We start from the raw sequence: 12,619 nt of genomic DNA, 5'->3' as shown, positions 1-12,619 counted from the left end.
AACGCCTTTGAAGTCCTGGGCGGCGGTGACGGCGTCCAGGGCGTTGTAGCTGAGTGTGGCGCTTGCGTTGAGAGGGTCGGTGATTTTGGTGAGGCGGCGCAGACCATCAACGTCCAGAGTGGTGGTCTGCCCCAGGCCGTTGCTGGCCGTGGCCAGATCGCCGTTGGCGTCATAGGTCAAAGCAGTACTTTGGTTGCCGCCTATGGTTTCGCTGCTGATGCGATTGATGCCGTTGATGGAGCGCTGCATCTGCAGGGCTGTCTGGGCCGCGCTGTCCTTGATGAGCTCACTGGTGCGGTTGTCCCACTGGTCCAGAACGTACTGGCCGGAGTTGCCACGGTTGTCGCTCCAGCGATTGATGCGCCGGGCGTCGTCATATTGGTAGGTGATGGCATGGCCGTTGGCGAAGGTGATCGTGCCCAGCCTGTCATTGGGCAGGTAGGTCAACGTGGTTTGCTGCCCGCCGACGCTGACGCGCGTGAACTGCCCCCGGGGGTTGTAGCTGTAGCTGCGCTCCAGGCCCGAAGGGGCCATGGCCGTCATGGATCCGGCCCGCGCCATCATGGGCGAACTGGTGGACATGTCCCAGGGCGTTGGTGACCTTGTTGCGGTTGCCCCGGGTGTCATAGCCAAACAGGGTCTGGCCGGCAGCATCGGTATAGGTCTCGGGCAGGCCCTGGGCGTTGTAGCTCCAAGCGCTTGAGTAGGTGGTATTGCTGGCGTTGTCCGTAAGGGCGGCGCCCACCAGTCTGCCGCCACCGCCGTAGCTGAGCTTGGTCGTGCGGCCGGTCTCCGTGATAAGAGTGGGCAAGGCCAGGGTGTCATGCCAATCAATTTGAGTGCTTTGGGCCTCCGTGCGATTGGAAGCAGCCACAACCTTGGTGATCAATTGGCGATTGGCATTCCACTGGTAGGAAGTTCTGTTCCCTTTAAAGTCTTCGATATAGGCTGGAAGAAGATCAGCATTCAACTCCTCCTTGAACTTTGCCCAGAAAGTGGCCTTACTCTGCCCGACCAAGCGCACGCCGGCAGCCGATCCTTGGTAGTGGCGCGTGGCGCCGTTGCCATCCGGGGCTGTCGTGGTGACCGAGGCTTTGTACCAGTTGGGATCATCAGCGCCGGGGGCCACCAGCATGCCTGCCGTTCCTACACTGGCAGCGCCTGAATAAGAGACGCTGTAGACACCGCTTACCCCAGCCCTTGATGTGTGTTTGAGCGAGCCATCGGAGTTATAAACAAATCCCAGCACTTGATTACCCTGGGAATCGCCAATGGCAGTCAAGAGGCCCGGAGAAACACTACTTTCGTAGCTGTATGTTCGAGTCTGAAAGCCATTGACCTTGACGGAACTGAGATTTCCCTTCGCGTCGTAGTCATAGCTCACTGTATTGCCGTCAGGCAATGCAACGGAATTTAGCTTGCCATCTGCCCGGTAACCAAAATCCACCTGTCGACCGAAGGAATTTGTCACAGACAGAACCTTGCCGTTATTTTGCAATATGTTGTAGTACCAGCCATTGCGCAAAGTGACGTTAGTCAGCCAACCCTGACTGTCGAAGTTCCACCAACTGTCGTCGCTGGCGCGATAGTATTTCCAACTTCCTCCCACCGAACCCAATAACAAATCAGGCCCAGTGGCGGCATGCCATGGAGATTGCTCGCCAGGCTCTTTCAGAAATAGCACTGAACTGGCATCGGGCAGCAGGATGCTGATGCTGGAAGGGTGGCCTGATCTATATTCCGTAGGCAACTTGAGGCGTCCCGACCAAGAGTGTACCCAGCCTTTACCCATGCCAATATCTGCATCTTCATCAGGGCTGCCAAAACTTCGGTAGATATGGCTGACAGTGAGTGGGTTGGGGCTTTGATCTATCCAATCCGTTTGGACCTGGAAATTCTCGGGACCTGAGGGAATGCTTTGCGCTTTGGCAAAGTTAAAAAATAGACAAAATACACCCAAGACGACCAACGAGCGAGAGCACGGCTTCAATGGAAAAATCAACAGCTTGCGCAGAGTTTTCAGATTTTTATTCATAGTCTGTCTTTAAATAACACAATCATCAACGGCAATTCAAGTACTTCACCCGGCACCCACCAAAAATTCACTCACATTACTTTCAATAAAACTCTTTCAAAGGCACTTACCCGCATTAGAAATCACGCCGCCTACAAGATGCAGGGAATCCTTCATCAACACTCAAATCACTCATCAATACTTTGATATTCTTCTTGGCCACTTCAATGCATTTTGAGCATTCCGCCTTCATTTCCACAGTTGTAGATTTTAGGTATGGCGGAATATACAACAATTGAGCCTCACCGTTGACATTGGTTTTTAATGAGAAATTTTGAAATGAAGCAGAACCTTCTTCTTTTAGGCTAATCGACACGTCAGTGAAGGCAGCAGGCTTACCACCACGTCGAACCAAAATATCTTGCATGATAGGCCCAGCCAAAGAAGGCAGTGATTGCGTAACTTCCGGCCCACTGATCTTTATTTCCCACAACCCCTTCTTACTGCAAACCCTAACATCATCCGGCACTCTATTTGCAGGTAAAAATCCGGCCTCGCATTCTTCTTCAACCAAGTATCTGGTGATATAAAATTGATCCGTCAATTCCCTTGGCGTTGCACACGATATAGGACCAGGCTCTGGGTAAGGACTTCCTTCTTGAGAAACAACCGTACCCCAACTCTGGGATTGGATCTCATGCAGCCTCAATTCCGATATATCTCCAGACCAATTCCCATAAGGCCCCTACAATCTCAATGGCTTGCATTGCTTAGAGCTCCCACTATCCCAGTAAGCACTCATAAAACCCATGCGCCACCTTAGAGCTTCCTCGGGAGAAGAATAATTTGCAGCATGAGATGCTGTTCCACCGCACGAAACGGTCGAGGGATATCCAGGCACGCAAAAATCTCCGGCCTTATGTCCATATCGCAAATATATTTCCCTTGGAACGCAATTATCAAATTCAGGGTTGCAACAACTCGCTTCATTGGGATATGTGGCGCAATAATTCTGCGCCATCAACGGGACCGACATCAAACCAGACAAGGACACTATAAAAATATTAATCAATTTCATATTAGATAACTAGAGCGTTTTATGAACTTCTGGCAGAAACCAAGTACCTGCATGGCCGCGAGCTACATCGGCACTGCAAAAACCAGAGTGGGACAACTGCCTTTACATAGGCATCAGTCGCATGGAGAGCACACGAGCATACTGCTTGAGCTGCGCTGCAGATGAGAGCCGCAACAGTGAGATCCGAACTCCACGCAGAGCACGGCAAAGCCTTTTCTCGAGATCTGGAATGGGGCTCCCGGCAGATAGCGGCTGGCATTGCACCAGTTCGGACATCTTGTTCGACGACAATCCAGCAGGCCATGGTTTCGGCACGTCAGTCTTCAAAGAATTCGAACCATTGGCGAAGCACTGTCACAGGCCATCGCCTTCAGCGGTATACAAGAGGTGGATTGTGTCGCAATCGAGGGAAAGCCATGGTCACAAACGAGTCAAGAAATTGGCGAAAACTTCTACGCCAATTTCGACTGCATCATGCTCGACACCGGCGGCATCCATATCGGCAACGACGTGCTGCTGGCCCGGGGCGTGGGGTATCTACACGCCCAACCATTCGGTCCATGCCGCCGAGAGCGCGGCAGGTGGCTGTTTTCCCTGGCAGGTGCGGATTGCCAGCCGGGTCTGGATTGGCACGGGCTGCCACCTGAACCCGGGAGTGACCATTGGCGACGTTTCCATCATCGGTTCGGGCAGCGTGGTCACGAAGGACATTCCGCCGAGCGTGATAGCCGCAGGGGTGCCCTGCCGCGTCGGGCATGCGATCACGGATGCGGACAAGACCGTTTTCTTGCCTAGGTCTGCGCCCACTCGGCACAGCAAAGAGTTCTGACGGGCAAACAGCCTTTTGTCGCCCGGCATGACCCTGAAGACAGGCATGTCTCGCCCGAACAGCCCCATAATCTGGCTTCAAAAATTTCGCACCCCTATGACACAGTCCCTCAAAGAACTTCTTGCGGCCAAGGCCGCGCTGGACATGGAAATTGCCAAGGCCCGCACCTCGGCGGCCGACGCAGCCCTGTCCAAGGTCCAGAAGCTGGTGACCGATTTCGGGTTCACCCAGCAGCAAGTGTTCCCCTACATCCCAGCAAAAACCAGCGCACCGGCGAAGTATCGCGATCCCTCTACAGGAGCGACGTGGACAGGTCGCGGCAAGCCTCCGAACTGGATCAAGGACCAGGATCGCGAAGACTTCCTCATCGAACGCAAACCCGAGGCGGCCCAAGGCCCGTTCCTCGCAGAAATGGCGGCAGCGGCAGCTCGCAACTGAAGGCGCTGCACACGGCGGCACGCAGGATGCCGTGCGGTGCGGTGGGGTTCCGATGCGAAGGAATCTGTGCCGTCCGAAAAAAAGCCCTCTGAGCATTCAGCGGGCTTTTTTTCCGGCCTGGCGCCGGCAGCGTAGTCACTGCCGGCATCTTTCGATGGCGTGCATCGCGCTCCGGCATGGGGGACCAGCCGGGCCTTTGCGGCACCGCCAGCCCTCAGGCGTGGCTGACGGGGCAGCTGCCTGCCTTGCCCATGATGCTGTCCGCGGGCGCCTGCGCGCGGTCATTCAGGCCGTAGTCGCGCAGCACCTGGGTGACGCGCACGCGGTAGTCCTTGAAGATCTTGTCGCGGCCGGCGCGCTGGGCGCTGAGGTGGGCTTCCACGTTGCGCCACTGGACGACGGCTTCCTCGTCGCGCCAGGTGGTGACGGACATGACTTTCTCGGGGTTGAGCGTGCTCTGGAAGCATTCCACGGAGATGAACCCCTCCATGGGCTTGAGCATGGGGGTGAGCTTGTTGACCAGGTCCACATAGGTCTGGTTCTGGCCGGGCAAGGCCTGCAGTTCGAACAGTACGACAACCATCTTCAACTCTCCTTTTTTCGGGAACAGAGATTCCGGCGCCGCGCAGCGGCGGCTCCGGCGTGGGGGAAATGGGTGAATGGGCGGCGCCGCAGGTTCAGCGGCTGCGCTCCAGGTGGGCCAGCCAGGCGGCCAGCACATCGCGCGCGGCCAGCGCCAGCAGGCCGCCGTATTTCTGGGCATCGGCACGCAGGGTGCGCGGGTCCACCTTGGCCATGCCGAGCTCACAGGCATGGCCGACCAGCCAGCGCTCCAGCCGGGCCGCGTCGGCCTCCAGATGGAATTGCAGGCCCAGCACCTGCGGTCCGACTGCGAAGGCCTGGTTGGCGCCGATGGCGGTGCCGGCCAGGTGCACGGCGCCTTCGGGAATGTCGAACTGGTCGCCATGCCAATGGAGCACGGGCACGCCGTCCAGCCTGGACAGGGGCGAGGCCAGGCCGGCGTCGGTGAGCGTGAGCGGCGAGAAGCCGATTTCCTTGACGCCCAGCGGGTAGACCCTGGCGCCCAGCGCGCGCGCAATGAGCTGGGCGCCCAGGCAGATGCCCAGCAGCGGCTTGCCGCTGTCCAGCCAGCGGCGCACGGCCGCCAGCTCCTGGGCGACGAAGGGATAAAGCGCCTCGTCATAGGCACCTATGGGGCCGCCCAGCACGACGAGCAGGTCGGCACGGCCCAGGTCCAGGGTGTCAAGCTCGCCGATGCTGGGATCGACGTACTGCACTTCGTAGCCGCGGCTGGCGAACTCGGCATGCAGGGTGCCCAGGTCTTCGAAGTGGATGTGGCGCAGCGCGATGGCTTTTTTCATGGGAGGAACTCAGGTGGATACAGGAGGGTGGCTTGGAACGTGCGGAGCCCGTCAGGCGCCGGGTTTGAGATCGACGTGGATATGGCCCGCCGAGGGGAAGGTGCAGCAGGCCAAGGCATAGCCGGCTTCCTTTTCCCTGTCGCTGAGGCAAAAGTCCGCCTCCAGCCGTGAACTGCCTCCCGTGATGCGGATGCGGCAGCTGCCGCAGATGCCGGCCCGGCACTGGCTGCGGATGGCAATGCCCACGCCTTCCAGGATCTCCAGCAGGCTTTTGCCGGACGCGGCTTCGACAATCTGCCCGCTGTGCGCGATCTGCAGCTGGCATGCCTGCGCGGTCTCGCCTGGCTGGGCGGTGGATGCGGCAGGCGGCGTGAAGGCCTCGATGTGCTGTATGGCACCGGGAAAGCAGGCCCGCGCATGCTCGCGAAAGGTCTGCGCAAAGGCGTGGCCGCCACAGATGACGACGGCCTGGGGCTGGCCCAGCGCCAGCAGGGACTGCTGCGAGGGGCGGCCCGGCACGAAGGGGCCGTGGGCGGCAATGTCTTCGCGCGTGATGTGGATACGCAGGTCGAACCAGGGGGCCGTTTCGCACAGCTGCTGCAGCTCCTGCAGGAACGGAATGTCGGCCATGCGCGCAAAGCACAGCAGCAGCGTGGTGCGGGGCACGCGCCGGCCCTGCTGGCGCAGCCGGTCCAGTTCGCGCAGCAGCGCCAGCGGCAGGGTCAGGCCGATGCCGCCGGCCAGCATGACCAGGGAGTCCAGGCCCAGCACCAGGTCGGCCGTGATGTCACCGGCCACGCCGCCCAGCGGCAGCGTGGAGCCTGCGCGCAGCACCGCATGCATGTGGTCGGAGACGCTGCCCCGGCCCGAGCTTTTGACGGCAATGTCGAACTGGCCGGCGCCGTCGTGCTCGCTGCAGGGCTCGTAGCGGGTGATGGAGTACAGCCGCTGCTGCATGGTGCCACTGGCGTCGGCATGCTCGATGGCCACATGCCGGCCGGGCCGCAGGCCGCCGAGGAATTGCGCCGAGGCGCCCTGCACGCGCAGGGTGTAGACCATGACGCCGCCCGCCTCTGCCCGTGCAGCGGCGCAGCGCGCGAGCATGCTGCCTGCCTGGAGGGCGGCGCTCATGCCTGCATCTCCTCGAGGACCGAGGACACCAGCGCCACGCTGCCGCCCAGGTTGCGGCCCGCCAGGCCGATGCGGTCGATCAGGCTTTGCACCGAGTCGGTGTAGACGCCGATCTCGTTGCTGTCGCCCACGTCGTGCAGGATGTCGCGCGCATGCGGCATGCCGACCATGGTGAAGACGGTGGACCAGGCGCCCAGTTCGTTGTTGGCGAACATCTGCACGGTCTTGAGGATGATGGAGCGCAGGTAGCTGCGCTCGCGGTTGCTCAAGCCCTGGACGATGTCGGTGGCCACCGAGCTGAAGACGCTGGAGTGGCTCCATTCGTCCACGGCGTGGGTGCGCGTGACCTCGTGGCAGATGGGCTGGATGGAGCGGTCCTCGGCCATGGTCTTGAGGTAGTCGGTGATCAGGGTCTCGCTGGCGCAGGCAATGGCGAAGCGGGCCAGGCGGCGTTCCCATTCCGCGCCGCACTGCGCCAGCACGCCGTTGCGCCAGCCGACGAGGTTGAAGTCCGCGTAGTCCAGCGGCGCCAGGCCGCGCATCTCGTAGATGTAGTTGCAGGCCATGATGGACATGCGGGTGTGCAGGGCCTCGTCCAGCAGGGCCTGGGACATGACGTCCTGCAGCAGCGCCCGGTTGGCGCTGGGCGGCGGGGTCTTGATGATGTCCTCGCAGGCCGGCGTGACCACGTTGCACTCGATGTAGATGGTCTTGAGGTTGTAGATGCCCCAGGCGTAGGACAGGCATTGGTCGCGCAGGTGCTGTGGCGCCTCCACCCATGCCTGGTGATCGCGAAACGGCAGCAGCGAGGCGGTGAAGTCCTGCCGGGCGGGGTCGAACGCCAAGCCGCAGTAATCAGGCAGGTCCTGATTCACGGCCGCTCTTGACTTCCAGAGCAGGGACAGCTTTTTGAGCGCATCGCGCACGGCGTCATCTGTCCGAGAGATATCGAGATTCATTTTTCAACTCCGTGTGATTGAACTTGATTGATCTGAGTCAAATCGCCTACTCCCTCCCCCCGCTTTCTCCATCTGCCGCAATCACCAATGGCGCCGCAAATGGCACTGCAATTGACGCTGCAGATGGCAGATACGTTGTCATGGATTTCTTCACTCTGTCATATTCCACCTTGAATCAATCTCCCCGACTGCAGATTGCGGATGATTCCTGGCGGTATTGGATCTCATGACTTTCAACGTCTGGCGGCGAATTCTATGGAGATAGCGTGGATTCAAACAGACCTATTTTCGCCAATGAACCAGACCGCTTTTTTCAACGGTTTACATTGGCATGCCACCTTAATTGGTCTGCTCACCCGCTGAAACATGGTCGGAATCAAGGCCGCTGCACTTTGTAGACTGCCCATTCCCGATGCGCCCTGGTTTCCAAATCCTTCCATAATCCGGGCGCTGCCGATTCCCGTGCTTCAGCGCCTCCAAGACAGCCAATGCGACATGGACGATTTATCGCTCCCCAGAATCAATTCCCTGGAACTCCAACACGCGGACAGCGAGGCCTGGGACGCCATAGCGGCCGAGCGGACACGGCAGGCGCGTTCGATTGAATTGATTGCCTCTGAAAACTTCGTGAGCCGCGCGGTGATGGAGGCGCAGGGCTCGGTGCTGACCAACAAATACGCCGAGGGCTATCCGGGCGTGCGCTACTACGGCGGCTGCGCCAATGCCGATGCCGTGGAGAACCTGGCCATTGCGCGTGCCAAGGCGCTGTTCGGCTGCGCGCACGCCAACGTGCAGCCGCACTCGGGCAGCCAGGCCAACCAGGGCGTGTACCTGGCGTTCCTGGAGCCCGGCGACAAGATCATGGGGCTGGACCTGCGCTCGGGCGGGCACCTGACGCATGGCTCCAGCGTGAGCGTGTCGGGCAAGTGGTTCCAGTCCATCAGCTACGAGGTGGACGCCCGCTCCCAACTCATCGACATGGACCAGGTGCGGCGCATTGCGCTGAAGGAGCGGCCCAGGCTCATCATTGCCGGAGGCTCGGCCTATTCACGGCAGATGGACTGGGCCGAGTTCCGGCGCATTGCCGACCGGGTGGGCGCCATCTTCATGGCCGACATCGCGCACGTGGCGGGGCTGGTGGCCGCGGGCGTGTTCCCCTCGCCCGTGGAGCACGCCCATGTGACCACGACCACCACGCACAAGACGCTGCGCGGGCCGCGCGGCGGCATGATCCTCTCGGCCGACGCCGAGATCGCCAGGCGCATAGACGCCGCCGTGTTTCCGGGCCTGCAGTCCGGGCCGCTGATGCATGTGGTGGCGGCCAAGGCGGTGGCGCTGGGCGAGGCGCTCAAGCCCGCCTTCCGTACCTATGCGCGGGCCGTGGTGGACAACGCCCGCGTGCTGTGCGACCGGCTGTCGCAGGGCGGGCTGTCCGTGGTGTCCGCAGGCACGGACTGCCATCTGGGCGTGATCGACCTGCGCCCCTGGGAGCTGACGGGCAAGGCCGCCGAAACGGCGCTGGAGCAGATCGGCATCACGGTCAACAAGAACGCCGTGCCCGGCGATGGCGCGCGGCCACTGGTGACCTCGGGCATCCGCGTGGGCAGCGCGGCCTGCACCACGCGCGGCATGGGCGCCGACGAGTTCCGCGAGATCGGCGACATGATTCTTGCCACGCTGGGCGGCATACGCAGCGGCACCATGAACGCGCGCACGCTCAAGTCCATCCACGAAGGCGTGTCCGACCTGACCGGGCGCTTTCCCCTGCCCTACTGAGGCATGCAGCGCCCGGCTTCTCCCAACCTGTCAGGGTTTTCGCAGCGCGTTGGCCAGGCGCAGCACGGCGGCCTCGATCTCGTAGGCCGTGAGCGAGGCATAGCCCAGCAGCCAGCCCGGCTGCCGCTGCTCGCCCGCGTACAGGCGGCTGAGCCCCTGCAGCAGCACGCCGGCCGCGGCGGCGCGGCGGATGGTGTCTTCCTCGGACCAGCCGGGCTCCAGCAGGCAGGGCACCTGCATGCCGCCCTGGGGCCTTGGCGCGGTGACGATGCCGGCCAGGTGCCTGCCTATGGATTCGAGGATGACCTCGCGCCGCCCCGCATACAGCTTGCGCATGGCCCGCACGTGGGAGTTGTAGTGGCCGTCCTCCATGAAGCGCGCCAGCGTCAGCTGCTGGATCTGGGGCGTGTGCCCGTCCATGATGCTGCGCGCCTGGACAAAGGCGCGCACCAGCTCCTGCGGCAAGGCCATGTAGCCCATGCGCAGGCCCGGGTACAGGGTCTTGCCGAAGGTGCCGATGTAGATGGTGCGCGCGTGCTTGTCCAGGCCTTGCACGCAGGCGGTGGGCATGCCGTCGTAGTGGAATTCGCTGTCGTAGTCGTCCTCGATGATCCAGCGCCCGCGCTCGAATGCCCAGCGGATCAGGTCCAGCCGCCGCTCCAGCTGCATGGTGACGCCCGTGGGGTACTGGCGCGATGGCGTGACATAGACGCAGGTGGCGCCGCTGCGGTCGGCGTGCAGCAGGTCGGTGCGAATGCCTTGCGCGTCCACGTCGATGGGCAGGACCTTGGCCTCGGCCGACTCGAAGGCCTTGCGGGCGCCGAAGTAGCCCGGGTTCTCCAGCAGGATGGGCCGGCCCGCATCCACCAGCAGCTGCGCGCACAGGAACAGCGCCTGCCGCGTGCTGCTGAGCACCACGATCTGCCCGGCCTCCACCTTGGCGCCGCGCTCCAGGTTGAGGTAGGTGGCAATGGCCTTGCGCAGCGGCTCGGCGCCCTGCGGGTCGCCGTGCAGCAGGACGCTGGCCCGGTAGTCCTTGAGCGCCTGCCGCTGCAGCCGCTCCCAGACATCGGTGGGAAAAGTGCGCGTCTCGGGCAGGCCGGTGGCAAAGGCCCGAATGGTCTGCTGGTCGGCGATGCCGCCGCCATCGACGATGGCCTGGCCGCGCCGGCTCAGGCCGGCACCGGCCCTTATGGCACCGACAGCACCGGCAGCACCGGCCGCATGGGCGCTGCGCTCGTGCTCGGGCAAGCGGCCGCGCCGCGCCGCCCGGCCCCGCAGCTCGGTGCCGATGGTCTCGGAGACATAGCTGCCCGATCCCTGGCGCCGCACGATGAAGCCGTCTCGGTGCAGCTGGGTGTAGGCGTTCTCCACCGTGTCGCGGGCAATGCCCAGCGAGTCGGCCAGCGAGCGCGTGGCCGGCAGTTTCAGGCCCGGCAGCAGCGCGCCATCCAGGATGAGCGCACGCATGGCGCGCTGCACCCGCTGGTGCAGGTCCAGCTGGCGCAGGTCGGCATCTCCCATGCGGATCTTCAGGGTCTCAAGCTCGAAGGTCTTGCTCATGCGGTCTGCCGCCTTTCATCTCATTGCACCTCTTTGGCAGGCCATTGTACTGATGCAAATGCTGCGCGCCCATTGCAAAGTGGTCTGCAACAAGAGAGCGAAGTGTATGGATCATTCAGTCCACTTCAGCGCTCAAATACCCCTTTCCCCAGACAGCCAGGAATCCAACCCCCAAGGAAAACGAGAAGACCATGCCTTCATCAGACACACACTCACCCCTTCGCTTCAGCGACCTCATCCACCCCGTGGTGGCCGGGCTGATCTCGGTCATCGTCAACTACGGCGGCACCTTCATCCTGGTGTTCCAGGCCGCCAAGGTGGCCGGCCTGAGCCCGGAACTCACGGCTTCGTGGGTGTGGTCGATTTCGATTGGCGTGGGCGTCACCGGGCTGGTGCTCAGCTGGCTCTCGCGCGAGCCCATCATCACGGCCTGGTCCACGCCGGCCGCCGCCTTCCTGGTGACGGCCCTGGCCACCACGCCGTATGCCGAGGCCGTGGGCGCCTATGTGGTGTCGGCCGCGGCCTTCGTGGTGCTGGGACTGTCGGGCTGGTTCGAGCGCGTGATCCGGCTGATTCCGCCCGGCGTGGCCTCGGGCCTGCTGGCGGGCATCCTGCTGCAGTTCGGCATCAAGGCCTTTGGCGGCATGAGCGTGGACCCGGTGCTGGCCGGCCTGCTGATCGTGGCCTACGTTCTGCTCAAGCGGCTGACGGCGCGCTATGCGGTGGTCGGCATCCTGGCGCTGGGCTTGGCGTTCCTGCTGGCGCAGGACCGTGTGGACCTGTCCGGGCTGCAGCTGCGCTTTGCCGCGCCCGTGTTCACGCGGCCGGAATTCACGCTCAACGCCCTGCTGAGCGTGGCCCTGCCGCTGTTCCTGATCACGCTGACTGGCCAGTACATGCCCGGCATGCTGGTGCTGCGCAACGATGGCTTCAAGACCAGCGCCAACCCCATCGTCACGCTCACGGGCCTGGGCTCGCTGCTGATGGCGCCGTTCGGCTCGCACGCCTTCAACATCGCCGCCATCACGGCCGCCATCTGCACGGGCAAGGAGGCGCATGAAGAGCCGTCCAGGCGCTGGATCGCAGGCATCGCTGCGGGCGTGTTCTACATCCTGGTGGGTGTGTTCGGCGTCACGCTGGCGGCCGTGTTCATGGCGTTCCCGGCCACCTTCATCACCACGCTGGCGGGCCTGGCGCTGCTGGGCACCATCGGCGGCAGCCTGGCCAATGCGCTGGCCGATGCCAAAACCCGCGAGGCCTCGCTGATCACCTTCCTGGCCGCCGCCGCCAACATTTCCATGCTGGGCATAGGCGGCGCCTTCTGGGGCCTGGTCATCGGCCTGGTGGCCCATGCCGTGCTCAACGGCCAGTGGCCGCGCCGGGCCGCCCGCAGCGAGGCGGGCACCGGCAACGTGCCCGCCGCCGATGCCGCCATCAAAAGGAGCTGAA

General features: G+C 62.5%; 12 protein-coding genes. 4 read left to right on the top strand and 8 right to left on the bottom strand.

All coding sequences use genetic code 11. The features are described from left to right. The 3 genes from DTS01S_RS21585 to DTS01S_RS30650 form a co-directional block, all read right to left on the bottom strand. A partial coding sequence (locus DTS01S_RS21585) for a hypothetical protein (RefSeq protein ID WP_169804701.1) occupies positions 1 to 534 on the bottom strand: 534 nt, incomplete at its 3' end. Continuing rightward, the gene (locus tag DTS01S_RS30655; protein ID WP_139223881.1) at positions 428 to 2,035 is read right to left on the bottom strand and encodes an RHS repeat domain-containing protein; all 1,608 of its coding nucleotides are present in this window, start codon (positions 2,033 to 2,035) and stop codon (positions 428 to 430) included. The genes DTS01S_RS21585 and DTS01S_RS30655, both read right to left, overlap by 107 nt. A 115-nt stretch (positions 2,036 to 2,150) precedes the next feature. Beyond that, entirely contained in the window at positions 2,151 to 2,588 is a 438-nt protein-coding gene (locus DTS01S_RS30650; protein ID WP_139223882.1) for a hypothetical protein, read from the bottom strand. Positions 2,589 to 3,369: 781 nt separating this feature from the next. Here DTS01S_RS30650 and DTS01S_RS31430 point away from each other — a divergent pair. Next, on the top strand, positions 3,370 to 3,921 hold the full coding sequence (locus tag DTS01S_RS31430; RefSeq protein ID WP_287142377.1) for an LbetaH domain-containing protein: 552 nt from the start codon (positions 3,370 to 3,372) through the stop codon (positions 3,919 to 3,921). A 96-nt stretch (positions 3,922 to 4,017) separates the two neighbouring features. Continuing rightward, positions 4,018 to 4,359: an H-NS histone family protein gene (locus DTS01S_RS21570; protein WP_046238950.1), complete on the top strand. Its 342-nt coding sequence runs from the start codon at positions 4,018 to 4,020 to the stop codon at positions 4,357 to 4,359. A 214-nt stretch (positions 4,360 to 4,573) separates the two neighbouring features. Here DTS01S_RS21570 and DTS01S_RS21565 read toward each other — a convergent pair whose 3' ends face one another. From DTS01S_RS21565 to DTS01S_RS21550, 4 genes are all read right to left on the bottom strand, one after another. Continuing rightward, a complete protein-coding gene (locus DTS01S_RS21565; protein ID WP_012205544.1) occupies positions 4,574 to 4,942 on the bottom strand; it encodes an antibiotic biosynthesis monooxygenase family protein in 369 nt (122 codons plus the stop codon). Positions 4,943 to 5,036: 94 nt separating this feature from the next. Further along, positions 5,037 to 5,741 (bottom strand): glutamine amidotransferase, encoded by a 705-nt coding sequence (locus DTS01S_RS21560; protein WP_016446024.1) that lies wholly within the window; start codon positions 5,739 to 5,741, stop codon positions 5,037 to 5,039. A gap of 51 nt (positions 5,742 to 5,792) precedes the next feature. Beyond that, a complete protein-coding gene (locus DTS01S_RS21555; protein WP_061288733.1) occupies positions 5,793 to 6,872 on the bottom strand; it encodes a 2Fe-2S iron-sulfur cluster-binding protein in 1,080 nt (359 codons plus the stop codon). Further along, on the bottom strand, positions 6,869 to 7,831 hold the full coding sequence (locus DTS01S_RS21550; RefSeq protein WP_012205541.1) for an AurF N-oxygenase family protein: 963 nt from the start codon (positions 7,829 to 7,831) through the stop codon (positions 6,869 to 6,871). Before DTS01S_RS21550 ends, DTS01S_RS21555 begins: the two co-directional genes overlap by 4 nt. A 495-nt stretch (positions 7,832 to 8,326) precedes the next feature. Here DTS01S_RS21550 and DTS01S_RS21545 point away from each other — a divergent pair, with 495 nt between their 5' ends. Then, positions 8,327 to 9,607, top strand: a complete 1,281-nt coding sequence (locus tag DTS01S_RS21545; RefSeq protein ID WP_174538920.1) for a serine hydroxymethyltransferase — start codon at positions 8,327 to 8,329, stop codon at positions 9,605 to 9,607. 30 nt (positions 9,608 to 9,637) lie between these two features. On the opposite strand, the gene pdxR is transcribed toward DTS01S_RS21545, so the two are convergent. Next, positions 9,638 to 11,170 (bottom strand): MocR-like pyridoxine biosynthesis transcription factor PdxR, encoded by a 1,533-nt coding sequence (gene pdxR, locus DTS01S_RS21540; RefSeq protein ID WP_061288729.1) that lies wholly within the window; start codon positions 11,168 to 11,170, stop codon positions 9,638 to 9,640. Between the two features lie 191 nt (positions 11,171 to 11,361). Here pdxR and DTS01S_RS21535 point away from each other — a divergent pair, with 191 nt between their 5' ends. After that, positions 11,362 to 12,618, top strand: coding sequence for a benzoate/H(+) symporter BenE family transporter (locus DTS01S_RS21535; RefSeq protein WP_061288727.1), 1,257 nt, complete (start codon positions 11,362 to 11,364; stop codon positions 12,616 to 12,618). The last annotated feature ends 1 nt before the right edge of the window (position 12,619 follow it).

Origin of the sequence: Delftia tsuruhatensis NBRC 16741 (assembly GCF_001571325.1) — a bacterium.
GTDB lineage: Bacteria > Pseudomonadota > Gammaproteobacteria > Burkholderiales > Burkholderiaceae_C > Comamonas > Comamonas tsuruhatensis.
This window is presented reverse-complemented; position numbering and strand designations above follow the sequence as displayed.

Coding starts and splice junctions, on each gene's coding strand:
- DTS01S_RS30655 (WP_139223881.1), bottom strand. CDS start 2,035: ATGAATAAAAATCTGAAAACTCTGCGCAAGCTGTTGATTTTTCCATTG.
- DTS01S_RS21570 (WP_046238950.1), top strand. CDS start 4,018: ATGACACAGTCCCTCAAAGAACTTCTTGCGGCCAAGGCCGCGCTGGAC.
- DTS01S_RS21565 (WP_012205544.1), bottom strand. CDS start 4,942: ATGGTTGTCGTACTGTTCGAACTGCAGGCCTTGCCCGGCCAGAACCAG.
- DTS01S_RS21560 (WP_016446024.1), bottom strand. CDS start 5,741: ATGAAAAAAGCCATCGCGCTGCGCCACATCCACTTCGAAGACCTGGGC.
- DTS01S_RS21555 (WP_061288733.1), bottom strand. CDS start 6,872: ATGAGCGCCGCCCTCCAGGCAGGCAGCATGCTCGCGCGCTGCGCCGCT.
- DTS01S_RS21550 (WP_012205541.1), bottom strand. CDS start 7,831: ATGAATCTCGATATCTCTCGGACAGATGACGCCGTGCGCGATGCGCTC.
- DTS01S_RS21545 (WP_174538920.1), top strand. CDS start 8,327: ATGGACGATTTATCGCTCCCCAGAATCAATTCCCTGGAACTCCAACAC.
- pdxR (WP_061288729.1), bottom strand. CDS start 11,170: ATGAGCAAGACCTTCGAGCTTGAGACCCTGAAGATCCGCATGGGAGAT.
- DTS01S_RS21535 (WP_061288727.1), top strand. CDS start 11,362: ATGCCTTCATCAGACACACACTCACCCCTTCGCTTCAGCGACCTCATC.